Source organism: Phenylobacterium conjunctum, assembly GCF_042679085.1.
GTDB classification, from domain to species: Bacteria; Pseudomonadota; Alphaproteobacteria; order Caulobacterales; family Caulobacteraceae; genus Phenylobacterium; species Phenylobacterium conjunctum.
Genome location: NZ_JBHTLQ010000003.1, coordinates 70,603 through 89,146 on the forward strand (window position 1 = coordinate 70,603; position 18,544 = coordinate 89,146).

The 18,544-nt window shown below is 68.5% G+C and carries 19 protein-coding genes and 2 tRNA genes; 10 read left to right on the plus strand and 11 right to left on the minus strand.

The window, feature by feature from the left end; all coding sequences use genetic code 11:
• Positions 1–60 precede the first annotated feature (60 nt).
• Positions 61–663 (minus strand): hypothetical protein, encoded by a 603-nt coding sequence (locus ACFQ27_RS01925; protein WP_377352180.1) that lies wholly within the window; start codon positions 661–663, stop codon positions 61–63.
• Positions 664–738: 75 nt separating this feature from the next.
• Here ACFQ27_RS01925 and recG point away from each other — a divergent pair, with 75 nt between their 5' ends.
• Complete coding sequence (gene recG / locus ACFQ27_RS01930; RefSeq protein ID WP_377352181.1) at positions 739–2,814, plus strand: ATP-dependent DNA helicase RecG; 2,076 nt, start codon at positions 739–741, stop codon at positions 2,812–2,814.
• Here recG and ACFQ27_RS01935 read toward each other — a convergent pair.
• From ACFQ27_RS01935 to kdsA, 4 genes are read right to left on the minus strand one after another with little or no spacing between them, the layout of a single operon-like run.
• Positions 2,798–3,907, minus strand: coding sequence for a DUF3089 domain-containing protein (locus tag ACFQ27_RS01935; RefSeq protein ID WP_377352183.1), 1,110 nt, complete (start codon positions 3,905–3,907; stop codon positions 2,798–2,800). The genes recG and ACFQ27_RS01935 overlap by 17 nt on opposite strands.
• A 58-nt stretch (positions 3,908–3,965) precedes the next feature.
• Positions 3,966–4,967, minus strand: a complete 1,002-nt coding sequence (gene rfaD, locus ACFQ27_RS01940; RefSeq protein WP_377352184.1) for an ADP-glyceromanno-heptose 6-epimerase — start codon at positions 4,965–4,967, stop codon at positions 3,966–3,968.
• Positions 4,964–6,424: a D-glycero-beta-D-manno-heptose 1-phosphate adenylyltransferase gene (gene rfaE2, locus ACFQ27_RS01945; protein WP_377352186.1), complete on the minus strand. Its 1,461-nt coding sequence runs from the start codon at positions 6,422–6,424 to the stop codon at positions 4,964–4,966. The genes rfaD and rfaE2 overlap by 4 nt, the downstream gene beginning before the upstream one ends.
• 42 nt (positions 6,425–6,466) lie before the next feature.
• The gene (gene kdsA, locus ACFQ27_RS01950) at positions 6,467–7,312 is read right to left on the minus strand and encodes a 3-deoxy-8-phosphooctulonate synthase (RefSeq protein WP_377352188.1); all 846 of its coding nucleotides are present in this window, start codon (positions 7,310–7,312) and stop codon (positions 6,467–6,469) included.
• Between the two features lie 182 nt (positions 7,313–7,494).
• Between kdsA and ACFQ27_RS01955 the strand changes: the two genes are divergently transcribed.
• From ACFQ27_RS01955 to metC, 5 genes are read left to right on the plus strand one after another with little or no spacing between them, the layout of a single operon-like run.
• Entirely contained in the window at positions 7,495–8,751 is a 1,257-nt protein-coding gene (locus tag ACFQ27_RS01955) for a class I SAM-dependent methyltransferase (protein ID WP_377352189.1), read from the plus strand.
• A gap of 43 nt (positions 8,752–8,794) precedes the next feature.
• A complete protein-coding gene (locus ACFQ27_RS01960; protein ID WP_374346630.1) occupies positions 8,795–9,796 on the plus strand; it encodes a cysteine synthase A in 1,002 nt (333 codons plus the stop codon).
• Entirely contained in the window at positions 9,796–10,638 is an 843-nt protein-coding gene (gene sseA / locus ACFQ27_RS01965) for a 3-mercaptopyruvate sulfurtransferase (RefSeq protein ID WP_377352191.1), read from the plus strand. The genes ACFQ27_RS01960 and sseA overlap by 1 nt, the downstream gene beginning before the upstream one ends.
• The gene (locus ACFQ27_RS01970; RefSeq protein ID WP_377352194.1) at positions 10,635–11,138 is read left to right on the plus strand and encodes a GNAT family N-acetyltransferase; all 504 of its coding nucleotides are present in this window, start codon (positions 10,635–10,637) and stop codon (positions 11,136–11,138) included. Before sseA ends, ACFQ27_RS01970 begins: the two co-directional genes overlap by 4 nt.
• Positions 11,139–11,192: 54 nt before the next feature.
• Positions 11,193–12,341 carry a cystathionine beta-lyase gene (gene metC / locus ACFQ27_RS01975; RefSeq protein ID WP_377352195.1) on the plus strand — a complete coding sequence of 383 codons (1,149 nt, stop codon included), beginning with the start codon at positions 11,193–11,195 and terminating at the stop codon, positions 12,339–12,341.
• Here the strand turns inward: metC and ACFQ27_RS01980 are convergent.
• The gene (locus ACFQ27_RS01980; protein ID WP_377352197.1) at positions 12,338–13,645 is read right to left on the minus strand and encodes a M20/M25/M40 family metallo-hydrolase; all 1,308 of its coding nucleotides are present in this window, start codon (positions 13,643–13,645) and stop codon (positions 12,338–12,340) included. The genes metC and ACFQ27_RS01980 overlap by 4 nt on opposite strands.
• A 155-nt stretch (positions 13,646–13,800) precedes the next feature.
• Between ACFQ27_RS01980 and ACFQ27_RS01985 the strand changes: the two genes are divergently transcribed.
• From ACFQ27_RS01985 to ACFQ27_RS01995, 3 genes are all read left to right on the plus strand, one after another.
• On the plus strand, positions 13,801–14,217 hold the full coding sequence (locus ACFQ27_RS01985; RefSeq protein WP_377352199.1) for a host attachment protein: 417 nt from the start codon (positions 13,801–13,803) through the stop codon (positions 14,215–14,217).
• 93 nt (positions 14,218–14,310) lie between these two features.
• Positions 14,311–15,717 (plus strand): aldehyde dehydrogenase family protein, encoded by a 1,407-nt coding sequence (locus tag ACFQ27_RS01990; RefSeq protein WP_374346624.1) that lies wholly within the window; start codon positions 14,311–14,313, stop codon positions 15,715–15,717.
• A 218-nt stretch (positions 15,718–15,935) separates the two neighbouring features.
• Complete coding sequence (locus tag ACFQ27_RS01995; RefSeq protein ID WP_377352200.1) at positions 15,936–16,481, plus strand: DUF2087 domain-containing protein; 546 nt, start codon at positions 15,936–15,938, stop codon at positions 16,479–16,481.
• A 4-nt stretch (positions 16,482–16,485) separates the two neighbouring features.
• Here ACFQ27_RS01995 and ACFQ27_RS02000 read toward each other — a convergent pair.
• From ACFQ27_RS02000 to ACFQ27_RS02010, 3 genes are all read right to left on the minus strand, one after another.
• Positions 16,486–16,562, minus strand: a tRNA-Arg gene (locus ACFQ27_RS02000).
• Positions 16,563–16,584: 22 nt separating this feature from the next.
• Complete coding sequence (locus ACFQ27_RS02005; RefSeq protein WP_377352202.1) at positions 16,585–16,890, minus strand: ETC complex I subunit; 306 nt, start codon at positions 16,888–16,890, stop codon at positions 16,585–16,587.
• A gap of 27 nt (positions 16,891–16,917) precedes the next feature.
• Positions 16,918–16,994 (minus strand) — tRNA-Pro (locus tag ACFQ27_RS02010).
• A gap of 129 nt (positions 16,995–17,123) precedes the next feature.
• Between ACFQ27_RS02010 and ACFQ27_RS02015 the strand changes: the two genes are divergently transcribed.
• The gene (locus ACFQ27_RS02015; RefSeq protein ID WP_374346621.1) at positions 17,124–17,285 is read left to right on the plus strand and encodes a hypothetical protein; all 162 of its coding nucleotides are present in this window, start codon (positions 17,124–17,126) and stop codon (positions 17,283–17,285) included.
• A gap of 10 nt (positions 17,286–17,295) precedes the next feature.
• On the opposite strand, the gene ACFQ27_RS02020 is transcribed toward ACFQ27_RS02015, so the two are convergent.
• The gene (locus ACFQ27_RS02020; protein WP_374346620.1) at positions 17,296–17,727 is read right to left on the minus strand and encodes a PaaI family thioesterase; all 432 of its coding nucleotides are present in this window, start codon (positions 17,725–17,727) and stop codon (positions 17,296–17,298) included.
• On the minus strand, positions 17,724–18,530 hold the full coding sequence (locus ACFQ27_RS02025; RefSeq protein ID WP_377352204.1) for a glutaminyl-peptide cyclotransferase: 807 nt from the start codon (positions 18,528–18,530) through the stop codon (positions 17,724–17,726). The genes ACFQ27_RS02020 and ACFQ27_RS02025 overlap by 4 nt, the downstream gene beginning before the upstream one ends.
• Between the last annotated feature and the right edge of the window lie 14 nt (positions 18,531–18,544).

Below are 18,544 nucleotides of genomic sequence, written 5' to 3' on the forward strand. Positions count from 1 at the left end.
CGGAGAGGCGGGATATAGAGCGGCGCGCTCCCCGACGCCAGAGGATGAGAGACCGGGGCCTCAGTCGCCGCCGAACCAGGAGAAGGACAGGGTCTTGAACACCTGGGCGCCAAATCGGGCGCCGGTCATCAGCACCGGTTCATCCGAGCCGTTGGGCCCCTGGGCCTGATTGGCCTTCAGCTTGTCGAGGTTGAAGGTCCCGTCGATCTGGATGTCACCCAGGACGGGATCCACGCCGACGAACCGGAAGTCGCCGCCGCCGACCTTGTAGGCCCTGGCCAGGACGCGAATGGTGCGAGTGTAGTTGGGCTGGCCGAGCTCGGTCTCGCCCTGCTGGGAGCTCTCGTCGGCGAAGTCCAGCATGATCGGGCTGGAGGTGGCGGTGCGCTCCCCCGCCTCCCACTTCACGAAGTCTTCTTCGGGCAGGATCGAGAGGTTCTGCAGGGTGTAGGCGCCGATCTTCACCTCCTGGGTCGGCATGTAGTAGCCGAACAGGTCTTCGCCCTTCACGTGGGAGAAGCCGGACAGGACGGGCGGCGCTGCGGACTGGACCGGGGCCGCCGCCGGGGCGGGTGCGGGCGCGGCCGGAGCCTGGTCGGTCTTTTGCGGGCTGCAGGCGGCCAGCAGGGCCGCGAGGCCCGCCATGGTCGAGATGTTTCGCATGTCGCTCCCCCGGTTGCGGCGCGAACCCCATCATGGACGCGGGCCAAGGTCCAGCCAGATCGCTATGATGGCCCGATGCGGCCCGAGATTCTGTTCCCCCTTTATGCCCCGGTGAAGACGCTGAAAGGCGTCGGACCGCGCGTGGCGCCGCTGCTCGAAAAACTGGCCGGGCCGATCGTCCGCGACGTGCTGTTTCTGGCCCCGCATTCGGTTGTGCGCCGCCGGCCGGCGACGGTGGCCTCGGCGGTCGAGGGCGAGGTCCAGACCTTCCAGGTGGAGATCGACGAGCATCAGAAGCCGCGGGGCCCCCAGCAGCCCTGGAAGCTGCGCGCCTTCGACGGCACGGGGTTCCTGACCCTGGTGTTCTTCGGCGGCTTCGGCGGATCGGTGGCCGAGAAGAACCCGGTGGGCGCCAAGCGGCTGGTGTCGGGCAAGGTCGAGCGGTTCGGGGCCGAACTGCAGATGCCGCATCCTGACTACATCGTCGCGCCCGAGCGGGCGGCGGAGATCCCGGAGTTGGAGGCGGTCTATCCGGCGACAGCGGGGCTGCCGGCGCGCACGGTGCGGCGCTTCGCTCACGAAGCCCTGGATCGCGCCCCGGACCTGACCGAATGGCAGGACCCGGCCTGGCTGGAGCGCCAGGGCTGGCCGTCGTGGAAGGAGGCGCTGATCCGGCTGCACAGCCCGGCGACCGAGGCCGACCTGCAGCCCACCGCGCTGCATGTGCGTCGCCTGGCCTATGACGAACTGCTGGCCCACCAACTGGCCATGGCCCAGCGCAAGGCCGACCGCCGGCGCGAGCCTGCAGCGAAGATCGCGGCCGCGCCCCTGGCCGACGGGGTCGAGGCCGCCCTGCCCTTCAAGCTGACCAACGCCCAGCGCCGGGCGCTGTCGGAGATCCGTGGCGACCTGGCGAGCGGCGAGCGGATGAGCCGGCTGGTCCAGGGGGATGTGGGCTCCGGCAAGACCGTGGTGGCCATGCTGGCCATGGCCGATGTGGCGGCGGGCGGCGGCCAGAGCGCCCTGATGGCCCCGACGGAGATCCTGGCCCGCCAACACTTCGAGACCCTGAGCGGACCCCTGGCGGCCCAGGGGATCAAGGCGGTGCTGCTGACCGGCCGGGACAAGGGCGCCGGCCGGGCCGAGAAGCTGCGCGCCCTGGCCGGCGGCGAGGTCCAGGTCGCAGTCGGCACCCACGCCTTGTTCCAGGATGAGGTGGCGTTCCATCGGCTGCAGTTCGCGGTGATCGACGAGCAGCACCGGTTCGGCGTGGCCGAGCGTCAGCGGCTGCAGGCCAAGGGCGAGGCGACGCACCTGCTGGCCATGTCGGCGACGCCGATCCCGCGCACCCTGGAACTGACCCTCTATGGCGACCTGGACGTCAGCCGGATCGACGAGAAGCCGCCGGGGCGCACGCCGGTGGCCACCCGGGCCGTACCCATGGGCCGGGTCGAGGAGGTCGAGGCGCGCCTGCGCGCCGTCGTCGCCGAGGGGGCGCAGGCCTTCTGGATCTGCCCGCTGGTGTCGGAAAGCGAGCTCGTCGACCTGAAGGCGGCGGAGAAGCGGGCCGAGGAACTCCGCCACCGGATCGGGCCGACCGTGGGTCTGGTGCACGGCAAGATGACCGGGGCGGAGAAGGACGCGGTGATGGCCGACTTCGCCGACGGCAAGATCGGCGTGCTGGTGGCGACGACCGTGGTCGAGGTCGGGGTGAACGTCCCCAACGCCACCATCATGGTCATCGAGCAGGCGGAGCGCTTCGGCCTGGCGCAGCTGCACCAACTGCGGGGCCGCGTCGGCCGCGGGCGGCGGGAGAGTTCGTGCGTGCTGCTCTACGATCCGCCGCTGTCAGAGACCGCCCAGAAGCGGCTGGATATCCTGCGGCGCACTGATGACGGCTTCCAGATCGCCGAGACCGACCTGGAGCTGCGCGGCGGCGGCGACGCCTTGGGGCTGAAGCAGTCCGGCTTTCCGGCCTATGTGTTCGCCGATCCCTTCGCGCACCGGGACCTGATCGCGGTGGCCGGCGACGATGCGAGGCTGATCCTGGCGCGCGATCCGCAGCTCAAGAGCCCGCGCGGCCAGGCGGTGTCGGTCCTGCAGGAACTGTTCGACTGGCGGCCGGCCTCACCGCTCAAGGATGCGGGGTGACCTTGCTGGGCGCCGCCAGGAGCGCGGCGACCCGGGCCTTCGAATCTTCTTCAAGATCAGCGTAGAACAAATTGAATCCCGGCGCCTTTTGCCGGTCCATCCAATCGCCCTGTCGCTTCAGCATGCTGGCCTTGGGGCGGGAGATGCGCAGCACCCCGTCCTTGCACTGGGCCTGGACCTGACGGGTCAGGAAGGGCGGGCGTGCGCCCCACTCCAGCCCCGTGGCGTTGGCGGCCCCAAGGCCGAGCTTGGCCGGGGCCAGCGCCGTGGTCGTGCCGCCGATCAGCGGGTTGAAGCACAGGGGCAGGCGACCATGCAGGTTTTCCAACTGAGCGCCGTCGCCCCAGACCAGGGCCCGGTCCACCGCGTCCTTGGCGCGCTGGGGATCATCGCTATAGGCCGAGACCCAGGCCGCCAGGCAGCCAGCCTCCTGGCGACGCAGGCACGGGGTGATCGGCGGGGCGTCGGCCGGGGTGGCCGTCTCGATCAGGTAGGCGCCGGCCAGCCGAGCCTTGATCTCAGGCTTGGCGGCGATCTCCTCGGCCAGCAGGCGGGCGGCCAGGGTGCCCCCCTGCTCCACCCCGACGACGATGAAGGGGCGGCCGGAGTTGTAGGCGGCGATGTAGCGACGGAAGGCCTCGGCGACGTCGGCATAGGCGAAGCGGCGCGCCTCGCGCGCGTCCTCGCGCAGGGTCATCAGGGTGTAGAGGCTGGCCTGGCGATAGCGTGGGGCGAACAGCCGCCCGGTGCGCTGGAACGGCCCGGCGTAGTTGGGGGCGAAGACCTGGCGGAACTGGCGATCCACCTTGCGGTCATCGATGGGGGCGTTCCAGTGCGCCCCGCCGTTATAGGCCGTGGGGCCCAGGAAAAAGATGTCGGCCGGCGGATCGACGGCGGTCCCGGTCTCGGGATGAGGTGGCAGAAGCGCCCAGGCGTCTGGACGGCTGTAGTCCGGGGCGGCGGGCGGGCTGTAGATCTGGAACGGCTGCTTGGGGTCGAGCCCGGTGCGCAGGATGTCGATGCGCCAGACATAGGCCGAGAGCGCCAGCACGGCCGTCAGCACGGCCGCGAGCAAGAAGATCCACCGCTTCAAGGGACGATCCGCCATATCCCCTAGCTATAGGACCCTGGCCCGCACCGCCAGGGTTCGCCTAGCGATACGGGTCCGGCGATGAGAGATAGGTCTGGACGTAGTCGGTGATGCCATCTTCCAGCGAGGTCATCGGCTGATTGTAGCCGGCGGCGGCCAAGCGCTCCATTCGGGCCTCAGTGAAGTACTGGTACTTGTCGCGAATGGCGGGCGGCATGGGGATGTAGTCGATCTTGGCCGGCTTGCCCGCCGCGGCGAACACCGCCTTGGCCATGTCGGCGAAGGACCGGGCCTTGCCGGAGCCCAGGTTGTAGACCCCGCTCACGTCCGGCGAGTTGACCAGCCAGGCGACGATGTCGGCCACGTCGCGGACATAGACGAAGTCGCGCAGCTGGCCGCCGTCGGCGTAGTCCGGGCGGTGCGACTTGAAGAGCTGGATGTCCAGACCGTCGCGCACCTTGGGCCAGATCTGGGCGGCGACGGACTTCATGGAGTCCTTGTGCTCTTCGTTCGGCCCATAGACGTTGAAGAACTTCAGCCCCGTCCATTGCGGCGGCGCGTAGCCGCGGGCGGCCTGGCGGGCGGCGAAGACGTCGAACAGGGCCTTGGACCAGCCATAGGTGTTCAGGGGGCGCAGGGCCGATAGCGAGGCGAAGTCGTCCTTGTCCTCGAAGCCCAGGGCGCCGTCGCCATATGTGGCCGCCGAGGACGCGTAGATCAGCCGGCGCTGCCGGTCGGCGCACCAGCGGAACAGGTCGCGACTGAGGGTGAAGTTGGAGTGGATGATCTTGTCGGCGTCCGGCTCGGTCGTTGACGACACCGCGCCCATGTGGACGACGCATTCGATGTCGCGCCAGCGCTTCTCCAGCCACTCGAACATCGCCTCCGGCGCCACGAAGTCGCCGATGGGGTGCTTGGCGATGTTGCGCCACTTGCCGAGGTCGGCCTCGAACAGCCAGTCGCAGACCACCACGTCCAGGTCCTGGTCCTGCGCCAGCTTGGCGACAATGTTGGAGCCGATGAAGCCGGCGCCGCCGGTGACGAAGATGATCCGACGGGTCATTGGTCGTCCTTTGCCGTCATCCGCGCGATGGCCGCGGTCGTGGAATAGCCGTCGATGAGTTGGGCGAGCTTCACCTCCCCGCCCCAGCCGCGCACCTCGCGCGCACCGACGACCTCGTCCTCAGTGTAGTCCGCGCCCTTGATCAGTACGTCGGGCCGCGCGGCCTCGATCAGCTTCAGCGGGGTGTCCTCGTCGAAGGGCGCGACCAGGTCGACGCAGGCCAGGCCGGCCAGCACCAGGGCGCGGCTCTCCAGGTCGTTGACCGGTCGGCCCTCGCCCTTCAGCGCCTTGACCGAGCGGTCGGAGTTGAGCCCGACGATCAGACGGTCGCACCAGGTTCGGGCCTGGTTGAGATAGGCCACGTGCCCGCGGTGCAGGATGTCGAAGCAGCCATTGGTGAAGCCGACTCGCAGGCCCTTGGCCCGCCAGCGCGCGACCTCGTCGGCCAGCCGCTGGGGCGTGGCGATCTTGGCCTCGGCCGGGGCCAGGTGGGCGGTGATGGAGGCTTCGGTCAGCTCTTCCGGCGTCACGACGGCGGTGCCGGCCTTGGTCACCGCCACGCCCGAGGCCAGCATGGCGAAGCCGATGGCGTCCTCGATCCGCGCGCCCGAGGCGAGCGCCAGGCCCAGGGCGGCGATGGTGGTGTCGCCGGCGCCGGAGGCGTCGAACACCTCGCGCGGCACGCCGGGGAAATGCCGGACCGGTTCGCCGCGGACGCCGAGCGAGATGCCCTTGGCCGCGCGGGTGACCAGGATCGCCTTGGCCTCGCAGAGGGACAGGGCGTGTTCGAGGGCGATCTCGATCTCGGCGTTCGTGCTGGTCGGCAGGCCTGTAGCGTAGGCGAGCTCGGCGGCGTTCGGCTTGATCATGTCGACCGCGCCATAGCGCCGGAAGCTGCGGGCCTTGGAATCCACGATCACAGGGATGCCGGCCTCGCGGACCGCGGCGATCACGGCGTCGGTGACGACGCCCTTGCCGTAGTCGGACAACAGGATGACGCCGCACCCGGTCGCCACGTCACGGATGGTGCGGATCAGACGCTGCTCGACCTCGCCCTCGGCCGGGCGGCTCTCTTCGAGGTCGACGCGCAGCAGCTGCTGGCCGCCGGAGACGAAGCGGGTCTTGAGCGTTGTCGGCCGCGACGGGTCGGTGAGCAGGAAGCCTTCGACCCCGGTGTCGGCGCCCACCAGGCGCATGGCCTCGTGGCCCTCGGCGTCACCCCCGACCAGGCCGATCAGCGAGACCTCGCCCCCCAGGGCGGCGACATTGCGCGCCACATTGCCGGCCGCGCCCAGCATGACGATCTCACGCGAGCGGGCCAGCACCGGGATCGGCGCTTCGGGCGACACGCGGGTGACATCGCCATAGACGAAGCGGTCGACCATCACGTCGCCGACGCACAGCACGCGGGCGCCGCTCAGGCGGGCCAGCAGGGTCTGAAGGTTTGACAGGTCCATGATCAGCCTCTGGCGCTCGCAGACGTTCCGGTCAAGCCGCGGTCAGCGCACCGCCCGAATGGCCTTCAGGGTCTTCAGCAGGTCCGCCGCGCCGTCCAGCGGCAGGCAGCTCGGGCCGTCGCAGAGCGCCTTGTCCGGATCGGGGTGGAATTCCAGGAACACCCCGTCAGCGCCGGCGGCCACCGCGGCCTTCGCCAGGATCGGCACCCCGCTGCGCCGCCCGCCGGTGGAGGCGCCGTTGGACTTCGGATTGGCGCCCGGCAGCTGAACGGCGTGGGTGGCGTCGATGGTCACCGGCGCGCCCAGGTTCTGCATCTCCTCGATGCCCAGCATGTCGACCACCAGGTTGTTGTAGCCGAAGGAATTGCCCCGCTCGCACAGGATGGTCATGTCCTGGCCGACCGCTTCCTTGATCTTGTCGAGGATGTTGCGGCAGTCCCAGGGCGCCAGGAACTGGCCTTTCTTGACGTGCAGCAGGCCGCCGGCGGCCTGGGTGGCGCGGGCGGCTGCGATCACCAGGTCGGTCTGGCGGCACAGGAAGGCCGGGATCTGCACCAGGTCGGCGACGGCGGCGACCGGCTCGGCCTGGTCGATCTCGTGCAGGTCGGTGGCGATGGGCAGGTTGAACTCGGCCTTGATGGCCGCAAGCATCTCCAGGCCCTTCTCCAGGCCCGGCCCGCGATAGCTATGGATCGAGGAGCGGTTGGCCTTGTCGAAGCTGGCCTTGAACACATAGGGCAGGCCGAGCTCGGTCGTGACAGCCTTCAGATGCTCAGCGACGCGGCGGGCCAGGTCGAGGTCTTCCAGCACATTCAGGCCGGCGATGATGACGAGCGGATTGTCCTCGCCGAACGCGATGTTCCACTTGTCCAGCGTCAGCACGGCCATGGGCTTTTCCTCAAGGTGTTGGAAGGGGCCTAAGTGGCGCGCGCAGGCCCGCTCCACAAGTCTCAATTCCATTCCGCCGCATCCCGACGGCCGCCTCCGCCGTAACCCATGGGCGACCGCCAACCGAGTCGCCGCCTGAAGCGTTTGGGTGTAGGTTGTCCTAGTTATCGAGGGTTGTGGTCATGTCGCCACTCGAACGATCGTCTCTCGCTTTCGCCGCCCGTGACGCTCGCGGTTTTCGCAGCCTCCCGGAACTGGCCGACGCCCCCCTGCTATTCCGCACCGCCCTGCGGGCGATGGCCCGAAACTGGGAAGCCGGCCGGCTGACGTTCGTCACGCCGCGCGGCGCGCCCCTGCCGCTGCAAGGCGCCCTGCCCGGCCCCGACGCCATCGTGCAGATCAAGGACTATCGCTTCATCCGCCGCGCCCTGTTCGCCGGCGATATCGGGTTCGCCGAAGCCTATGTGGCGGGGGAATGGGATACGCCGGACCTGACGGCGGTCTTGTCGGCCTTTGCGCTGAATTTCGAACGCCTGAAGCTGGTGACCGAGGGCAATGCCCTGGCCGGCCTGGCCAACCGGGTCTTCCACGCCCTGAACGCCAACACGCGAGAAGGCTCGCGCAAGAACATCCACGCCCACTACGACCTGGGCAACGCCTTCTATTCCCGCTGGCTCGACCCCAGCATGACCTATTCCTCGGCCCGCTTCGCCTATCCGGGCCAGCCGCTGGTGGAGGCGCAGGCCAACAAGTACCGCAGCCTGGCTGAGGAGATGGGCCTGGCGGCTGACCACCATGTGCTGGAGATCGGCTGCGGCTGGGGCGGGTTCGCCGAGTTCGCGGCTAAGGAGGTCGGCGCGCGGGTGACCGGCGTCACCATCTCGCAGGAACAGTACGACTTTGCGGTGCGGCGAATGTTTGAGCAGGGCCTGAACGAGAAGGTCGAGATCCGGCTGGTCGACTATCGCGACATCGAGGGCCAGTTCGACCGTGTCGCCTCCATCGAGATGTTCGAGGCGGTGGGCGAGCGTTACTGGCCGACCTATTTCGACAAGATCCGCGACGTGCTGGCGCCGGGCGGGCGGGCGGGCCTGCAGATCATCACCATCCAGGACCGCATGTTCGAGGGCTATCGGCGGCGGGCGGACTTCATCCAGCGCTATATCTTCCCCGGCGGGATGCTGCCGTCGGAGGCCCGGTTGAAGGACGAGACCACGCGGGCCGGCTTGGCGTGGACCGGAATCGCCCGGTTCGGGCGCGACTACGCCGACACCCTGGCGGCCTGGCGCAGGGCCTTTGAAGGCGGCTGGGACGATATCCGCCGACTGGGTTTCGACGAGCGGTTCCGCAGGCTCTGGCAGTTCTACCTGGCCTATTGCGACGCCGGCTTCCGCACCGGGCGGACGGATGTGGTGCAACTGGGCCTCGCCAAAGCCTGAGCCCCCTCTGGTCCGGGCGCGTTGTCGGCCCTAAGTAGCGGGGATGACGATCGCACCCACCGTCCTCGACGCCATCGGCAATACGCCGCTCATCCGCCTGCGCCGCGCCAGCGAAGCCACGGGCTGTGAAATCCTCGGCAAGGCCGAGTTCATGAACCCGGGGGCCTCGGTCAAGGACCGGGCGGCCCTGTTCATCGTGCGTGACGCCGAGCAGCGGGGGTTGCTGAAGCCCGGCGGCCGTATCGTCGAGGGCACCGCCGGCAACACCGGCATCGGGCTGGCCATGGTCGGCGGAGCGCTGGGCTACCGCACCACCATCGTGATCCCTCGGACCCAGAGCCAGGAGAAGAAGGACGCAATCCGCCTGCTGGGCGCGGAACTGGTGGAGGTGGACGCGGTCCCCTACTCCAACCCCGACAACTATGTCCGCTATTCCGGCCGACTGGCCGAAGAGCTGGCCGCCAAGGAGCCGAACGGGGCGATCTGGGCCAACCAGTTCGACAATGTCGCCAACCGCCAGGCCCATGTAGAGACCACAGGGCCGGAGATCTGGGACCAGACCGGCGGCAAGATCGATGGCTTCATCTGCGCCGTGGGCTCCGGCGGCACCCTGGCCGGCGTGGCCGAGGCGTTGCGGGCCCGGAACCCTGACATCAAGATCGGTCTCGCCGACCCGCATGGCGCCTCGCTGTTCTCCTACTACACCGAGGGTGAGCTGAAGGCCGAGGGGACCTCGATCAGCGAAGGCATCGGCCAGGGGCGGATCACCGCCAACCTCGAGGGTTTGCGTGTCGACCATCCCTATCGGATCAGCGATGAAGAGATGCTGCTGGCCATCTATGACCTGGTCGAACACGAGGGCCTGGTCATGGGCGGCTCGACCGGGGTGAATGTCGCAGGGGCCATCCGCATGGCCAAGGATCTCGGGCCCGGCCACACCATCGTGACCATCCTGTGCGACCAGGGTTCGCGGTATCAGAGCAAGATCTTCAATCCCGCCTTCCTGGCCGAACGCGGCCTGCCCACCCCGCCCTGGCTGAGCTGATGACCGATCCCCTCGTCTCCACCACCTGGCTGGCCGACCACCTCGGTGACGCCGACCTGCGCATCCTCGACGCCAGCTGGTTCCTGCCGGCCGAGGGGCGCAATGGGCATGCGGAGTATCTGGACCGGCACATTCCCGGCGCGGCGTTCTTCGACATCGACGCCATCGCCGACCATTCCACCGACCTGCCGCACATGCTGCCGACGCCGGAGGCCTTCGCAGAGGCGGCGGGCAAACTCGGCCTGTCGCGCCAGGGCGTCATTGTCGCCTATGACAGCTGGGGCGTCCGCGCAGCGGCTCGCGTCTGGTGGACCCTGCGAGTCATGGGCTTCGACAATGTCCGGGTGCTGGACGGCGGACTGAAGGCCTGGCTGGCCGAGGGGCGTGCGACCGAGGCGGGCTCGGTTCCGCCGGCCCCCACCGTTGTCGACCCCGCCTTCCGGCCGGAACTGGTGCGTGATGTGGCGGCGGTGAAGCAGCTGTTGGCCACGGGCGCCGCCCAACTGCTCGACGCCCGTGGCGCGGCGCGCTTCCGGGGCGAGGCGCCCGAGCCCCGCGCAGGCCTTCGCGGCGGCCACATGCCGGGCGCCCTGAACACGCCGTTCGACAGCTTGATCGGTCCTGATGGGTGCATGAAGTCTGCGGCGGAAGTGCGTGATATTTTCGTGGCTTCTGGCCTTAACCTCGAGAATTCTGTCGTCACCACCTGCGGTTCCGGGGTCACGGCCTCGGTGCTGGCCCTGGGCCTCGCGCGCCTCGGCCGCTGGGACGTGCCGGTCTATGATGGCTCCTGGAGCGAGTGGGGCGGGCGGGACGATACCGAGGTCGTGGCAGGCCCTTGATCCTGCGTCCGGCCCGAGAGGAAGACATTCCGCACCTGCCGGCGATCGAGCGATCCGCCGGCCAGGCCTTCCGGGGGACGCCCCAGGCCAGGATCGCGGACGACGGCGTAACTGAGGCTGACGCCTATCCGTCGCTGATCGAGGCGGGTCTCGTCTGGGTCGCTGAGCTCGAAGGCGCACCCCGGGGATTCATTCAGGCCGGGCCGGCCGTGGATGACCTGCATGTCTGGGAGCTGTCCGTTCACGCCGACTGGCAGAAGCGGGGCCTGGGGGCGGCCCTGGTCCTCGACGCCGTGGCCCGTGGCCGGTCTGCCGGGCTATCCGGGTCCACCCTGACCACCTTTCGCAGCATTCCCTGGAACGCGCCATTCTATGCGCGGCTGGGGTATCGAATTCTGGAGGCGCCAGACAACCGGCTGTCCTCCATCCTCGCCGGGGAAGCTGCGCGCGGCCTCAGCGACAGGTGCGCAATGCGGCTGGACTTCCGCGACACGGCTTGATGCGCGCCCCCGGCCGCTCCTAAGTGGTCGCCCCGCATCGAGATCTCGTGAGCCATGGCCGAAGACACCCGCCTGATCCACACCGGCGAGACCGGCAAGCCCCTGGTCAAGACCGTGGCCCCGCCGATCCAGAAGGGCTCGACCGTGCTGCTGCCCAATGCGGCGGCGCTCTATGACGACGACCACTTCCAGACCTACGGGCGCCAGGGCCTGGCCGCGCACGACGCCCTGAAGGCGGGCCTCTGCGAGCTGGAAGGCGCCGTCGGCGTAGCCCTCTATCCTTCAGGCGTCTCCGCCCTATCAGGGGCCATGCTGGCGGTGCTGAAAGCTGGGGACGAGGTGCTGGTGGTGGACACCATCTACAAGCCCACCCGGCGGTTCTGCGACCAGGTGCTGAAGCGCTTCGGCGTCTCCACGCGCTATTATGACCCCTCCCAGTCACCGCAGGACCTGGTGGCCAGCGCCGGCCCGGCCACCCGGCTGATTGTGATGGAGAGCCCGGGCTCGCTGAGCTTCGAGATGCAGGACATGGCGGCCATCGCCCGCCTGGCCAAGGCGCGGGGCATACTGACCCTGGCCGACAACACCTGGGGCGCGGGCCTGATCTACAAGCCCCTGGCTCACGGGATCGACATCAGCGTCCAGGCCCTGACCAAGTATGTGGGCGGTCATTCGGATGTGTTCATGGGCTCGGCGGCGGCGTCCGACCCGGCCATCGCCAAAGCCCTCGATGACGGCGTGCTGCATCTGGGCTGGGCCGTGGCGCCCGAGGACGCCTACCAGATGCTCCGGGGGCTGCGGACCCTGTCGGTCCGCATGGCCCGCCACGGCGAGAACGGCCTGAAGATCGCCCGGTGGCTGCGCACGCGCCCCGAGGTCGTCGAGGTCCTGCACCCCGCCCTGCCCGGCGCCTCCGGCCATGACCTGTGGGCGCGGGATTATACCGGGACCTGCGGCCTTTTCGGCTTCGTGCTCCAGCCGACCCCGCCTGAGAAGGTCGAGGCCTTCCTGGACGCCCTGGAGATCTTCGGTCTCGGCTTCTCCTGGGGCGGCTTTGAGAGCTTGGCCATCTCCTGCGACGACCAGCTGCGCAGCCGCAGTCACCGCCGCACCTATGCCGGCCCGCTCATGCGCCTGCATATCGGCCTGGAAGACCCCGCCGATCTGATCGCCGATCTCGAGCGGGGCTTCGCCGCCCTTTAGGGGCGGGACAGCCGGGTCATCAGCAGGGCGGCTCGCTTGGTCTGGCGGTCCAGGCTGGCGACTTCCATGGTCTCGCCGGGGGCGTGCGAACCCTCGCCTGCCGCGCCCAGGCCGATCAGGCCGTCGACCTTGTCCGCGACAAAGGAGATGTCGCCGGCGCCGCGCTTCAGCGGGTCGAGCTCGGGCATGACGGCGAGGCCCAGATCCTTGTTCACCTCGTTCAGCTTGCCGAGCAGCTTGCGGGAGCCCTCGGTGGGGGCCATGGCCGGATAGCCTTCCGAAAACTCCAGCTCCGCCTTGGCGCCGTTCAGGTTCTGGCCGACGATCTCGCGCATCTTCTTGGCCATGCGCTCGGTCTGGTCGTTGGACAGGGTGCGCAGGTCGCCCCGCGCGAGCGCAGTGGCGGCGATGATGTTGGACTTGCCGGTGGCCGTCCCGCCGGTCTCGTCGGCGTTGAGGTCGGCCGACGCGCCGCCCAGGATCAGGCCCACATTGTAGGTCGCATTGGGCTCGCGCAGGTCGCGGCGGAAGGCGTCTAGGATGCGGGCCAGGTCGTAGATCGCGCCGAAGCCGGCCCGTTCGCTGAACACGCCCGAGGAGTGGCCAGGCTTGGCCATGACCTTGACCGTCCAGGTGTTGGAGGAGCGACGGGCGATGGAGCCCATGTCCTTGCCGTCTTCCTGGGCGAGGCCCTCGAACTCCAGAGCCAGGTCGCTGCGGGTGGCGGCGGCGATCAGGTCCCGACGCGAGATGGTGACGGGATCGCCGGAGCGTTCCTCGTCGCCGGTCAGCACGATGTTGATGTCGGCGTCCTTCAGCGTGCCGGCCGCCTTCATGGCCCGCAGGGCGGCGACCATGATGACCAGGCCGCCCTTCATATCGTTGACTCCCGGACCTTCGACGATATCGCCCTTGCGCACGAAGGTCTGGAACGGGCTGTCCTTCTCGAACACCGTATCCATGTGGCCGATGAGCAGCATGCGCTTGCCCTTGCCCGAGCCCTTGTGGGTGGCGACGATGTGGCCGGCGCGGCCAACCTCCTTCATCGGGATCCACTCGACCTTGAAGCCCAGGGGCTCCAGCTCGGCGCGCATCATCTTGCCGACCTCGGTGACGCCCTCGAGGTTCATGGTGCCGCTGTTCACATTGACCAGCTTTTCCAGCAGGGCCAGCGAGCGGGCGTTCTCGGCCGCAGCGGCGGCGACCAGCTTCTGTTCCTGAGCGTTCAGCCCCGCGGCGGCGGCCGGCGCGGCCAGGGCGAGGACAGAGGTGGCGGCGAGCGCGGCGGCGAAGGGGCGAAGCATGGGGAACCTGGACTGCAAGCTTGAACGGCTGGGGACTTTCCCCGGCGTCGGCGGTGAATTCAAGCGCCTGTCCACAAGCTTGAGTGGCGAAGCCTGATCTCGATCAAGGCATGGGCGGATCCGGTGGGCGAAGTCAGGGGCGATAGGAGGAATCCATGGACACCCAAGACCACACCTGGATCGTCGTCGCTGATGGGGGCAAGGCCCGCGTGTTCGAAGAGCGCGAGCGTCACGGGGACCTGAAGGAGCTGCCCGCCTGGCGCGAGGCCCATGGCGGCGAGGACCTCTCCCACGCCCACCGTCACGCCGCTCACAGCGGCGCGGGTACGCCCAAGCAGGCGGCCGAGGCGGAGTTCCTGCAGGACCTGGCCAAGGCCATCGACGCGGCCGCCCGCAAGAAGGCCTTCGACAAGCTGGTGCTGATGGCCCCGCCGAAGGCCATGGGCGTGCTGCGCGACGCGCTCAAGACCGAGGCCGCGACCAAGCTTGAGCTCACCGATCCGCACGACCGGACCCACGAAGACGCCCGCACCCTGAAGGAGCATCTGCACAAGCTGCGCATGCCGGCCTAGGCGCGACGACCCTGCTGGAGAGCCCGGCCGCATCTCCCTTGATTCGCCCTACGTCAGCGTGAGCAGATGGGGCCACAATTAGGGAGATGCGGCATGGGTCCGTTCAAGCTGCTGATCGACGGCAAACTCGTCGACGGCGATTCCACGATGTCGGTGATCAATCCGGCCAATGAAGAGGTGCTCTCCGAGTGCCCACGCGCCTCCAAGGCGCAACTCGACCAAGCCGTCGCCGCCGCCAAGGCCGCCTTCCCCGCCTGGTCCGCCAAGCCCATCGACGAGCGCCGGGCCGCCCTGCTGGCCATGGCCGATGCGATCCAGAACGACCTGCAGAACCTGGCCCGCATCCTAACCCAGGAACAGGGTAAGCCGATCGGCGACGCCATGGGCGAAGTCTTCGGCTGCGCCGCCTTCTTCCGCTATTTCGCCAGCCTCGATCTGCCGACCAAGGTCATCGAGGACTCCGCCGACAAGAAGGTGGTGGCCAGCCGCCGTCCGCTGGGCGTGGTCGGCGCCATCGTGCCGTGGAACTTCCCGCTGATCCTAATGGCCTTCAAGGTCCCGGCGGCCCTTCTGGCCGGCAACACCGTGATCCTGAAGCCGGCGGCCACCACGCCGCTCGCCACCCTGCGCATCGCCGAGCTGGTCAAGGACCTGGCGCCGGCCGGCGTGCTGAACGTCATCGCCGACGCCAATGACTTGGGTGGCGCGATCACCGCCCACCCGGACATCCGCAAGGTCTCCTTCACCGGCTCCACCGAGACCGGCAAGAAGGTCATGGCCGGCGCCGCCGACGCCCTGAAGCGCGTCACCCTGGAGCTGGGCGGCAACGACGCCGCCATCGTCCTGGCGGACAATGATCCCAAGGAAGCCGCCCCGAAGATCTTCCAGGGCGCGTTCCAGAACTCGGGCCAGGTCTGCATCGCCATCAAGCGCGCCTATGTCCACGAGAGCATCTATGACGAGATGTGCGACGAGCTGGCCAAGCTGGCCAAGGCGGCTGTGGTCGGCGACGGCCTGCAACAGGGCGTGAACCTCGGCCCGCTCCAGAACAAGACCCAGTTCGAGAAGGTGCTGGGCTACATCGAAAGCGCCAAGGCCGACGGCAAGATCATCGCCGGCGGCGCCCGCGCCACCGAGAAGGGCTACTTCATCCAGCCGACCATCGTCCGGGACATCACCGACGGCGCCAAGCTGGTGGACGAGGAGCAGTTCGGCCCAGTCCTGCCGGTCATCAAGATCAAGGACGGGATGGACGCCGTCGCGCGCGCCAACAATTCCGAATACGGCCTGGGTGGCTCGGTCTGGTCCAAGGACCTGGACAAGGCCTGGGAACTGGCCAGCCAGATGAACACCGGCACGGTGTGGATCAACAAGCACGCCGACCTGGCCCCCAACATCCCGTTCGGCGGCGCCAAGCTGTCGGGCGTGGGCACGGAGCTGGGCGAGGAAGGCCTGTCCGAGTTCACCCAGATGCACGTCATCAACATGGCCAAGGCCTGATGCGGGTTTGGGCGGTCGGCTTCGCGCCGGCCGCCCGACTTGCCTCAACCGGCCAATTCGGCCAAAACGACGCCCAAGGTCGGCAGTTCACCTAGGCGTCGCTGCCCCGTGAGGGGAGCTAAACCTGCCAAGTCTTGTTCCCGGCCCGCACTTGTCCCGCGCCGCGTCGTAAGCCAGCGACCCTCGACATTTTCCCAGGCGCGCTCAGAGGATGAGTGATGTCCAAGACCCTGTTGCCCTTCGCCGTGAACGATGTCTCCGCCTTGGCCCGCGCCTTGGGGCGTGAGCTCGGGGAAACTGAGCGAAAGCTCGGACACGTCCAGCTGCTCAACATCCTGGCCCGCGCGGCCGGCTATCGGAACTTCCAGCACTTCCGCGCCCAGGTCGCGGCCGGCGAGCGGCTGGAGACGCCCCTGCCCGCGTCCGAGCCGGCGGATCACGTGCTGGTGGAGCGCATGGCCCGCCACTTCGACGCCGAGGGCCGGTGGGTCCGCTGGCCGGCCAAGACCTCGCATCAACAGCTGTGTCTGTGGGTGTTGTGGGCGCGCCTGCCGACCGACGTGGCGCTGAGCGAGCCGGAGATCAACCGCCTGATCCAGACCGCCCACCTGTTCGGGGACCACGCGATCCTGCGCCGCGAGCTGGTCAACACCGGACTCGTCGAGCGCACCCCAGACTGCAAGGTCTATCGCCGGGTAGAGCGCCGGCCGCCGCCGGAGGCGCTTGCCCTGATCCGTCGGCTGGACCTGAAGGGCCGGGCCTGAACCCTGGCGCGCCCTGCAGGATTCGAACCTGCGACCGTCCGCTTAGAAGGCGGATGCTCTATCCATCTGAGCTAAGGGCGCCCAAGGGGTCTCTTGCGGGACCTCAGTGGGTCCAGGGCTGCTTGCGGCCGAAGGCGAAGTTGTCGGCGTAGGCCTTGATGATGCGCTTCTGGTCCTTCGGCTGGGTCAGCTGGAAGGCGATGCCATGCTTCTGGGCGTAGGCGACGGCCTCGTCGCTGGTGTCGAAGGACAGGCGGACCTGACCGTCAGTGTCCGTCGTCTGGGTCCAGCCCATCAGGGCGTCCGGGCGGCGGGCCGAGGCCGGGGCGAACTCCAGCACCCAGTCCTTCATCTTGGCTCTGCCCGACTGCATGGCGTTCTTGGCCGGACGATAGATGCGCGCGAGCATGGTCTTCCTCTTGGTCCCGTTTCGGCGTGGTCGGGGCGGCGTGATTCGAACACGCGACCCTCTGCTCCCAAAGCAGATGCGCTACCAGGCTGCGCTACGCCCCGACAGAGCGCCGATCGCGCCTGCGATATAAGGCTTTGGCCGTTCCCGCAATGACCGCTACGCCGCAGAGGCGAGGCCCCTCGACGATGGTGAGTCTTCCGGGGCATTGTTCCGCCCCTGGAGAAGCGTTGATGAAGTCACCATTCAAAGCCAAGTCGTCGCGCCGGCGGCGCATGGAGGCGCGTCGACGTGCGGAATTGCTCGACCGTTATGGCGAGCAGATCCGGCTGGTGGCGATCGGTGGCGGGATCGTGCTGGTCGCCGTCATGGTGATCAAGCTGGTGATCCGCTGAGCCTGCGGGCTCAGGTCTTCTTGTGCATCAGCTTGAAGACGCCAGTGGCGCGAACGACGTCGTGGCCGCCGACATAGGCGCGGCCTTCAACGAAGGCGATGTCCTTGGTGGCGCGGGTGCAGCGCGCCTCGCCCATCACCCACTCCCCCACCCGCGCCATGTGCAGGAAGTCCACCGACAGGTGGATGGTCACGCCGGTCTTGCGAGTCTCGCGGTACTGGGCGTTGGCCAACAGACCGTCCATGAAGGCGGTCAGCATGCCGCCATGCACCAGTCCGATGCCGTTGGCGTGGCGCGGCAGGGCGAAGAAGGCCTGCTCGGTGAATTCGCCCGGATGCTCGCGGTGAAAATAAGGACCGTTGTGCGTGGAAAACGCGCCGCGGCCGCTGGAGCGGATGAAGCCCTCGGGCGGGGTGGGAATCTGGTCGTCCTGGGCCGTCACGGGGCCTCCTTGGGGCCGGTCAGGCCGATTTCATACAGGTGGGGCCAGTTCTTGCCGGTCACGAACAGGCGGTCCTTGGCGGCGTCATAGGCGATGCCGTTGGCCACCGCATCCGGCCCCAGGCCCATGCGGACCTCCGGCAGGCTGGAAAGATCGATCCAGCCCTTCACCCGACCCGTGGCCGGGTCGATGCGGGCGATGCGGTGGGTCAGCCAGATATTGGCCAGGACCTCGTCCTTCACCCACTCCAGCTCGTTGAGATTGCGCACCGGCTGGCCGTCGGCGGTGACCTTCACCCGGCCAGTCTCCTTCAGGGTGCGGGGATCCAGGAACCTGAGCCAAGGCGTGCCGTCGCTCATGATCAGACGTTTGCCGTCCTGGGTCAGGGACCAGCCCTCGCCCAGATAGCGGAAGCTGCCCTTGCGGGTCAGGGTCTTGCGGTCCCAGCGGAAGCCGACGCCATCGCGCCAGGTCAGGCTGATCAGGTCATCGCCCCAGTTGACGATCCCCTCCCCGAACAGGTCCGGGTCGATGGCCTGGGACTGCAGCACCACGCCATCGGCCAGGCGAATCCGGCGGATATCGGAGCGGCCCTCAAGGCCGGTGCTCTCGTAGATGTCGCCGTCGAGATAGAGAAGGCCCTCGGTGAAGGCGCCGACATCATGGGGATAGGCCGCGCGCACCTGCACCCCCTGGACGGGGATCGCGCCCGCCGGCGGATCGGCCGAGGCCGGCGCGCCACAGGCGGCCAGCCCCAAAGCCAGGAGCGAGGCGAGACAGAAGCGGATCAGCGGGGCGCGCAAGCCAGTCTCCGGAG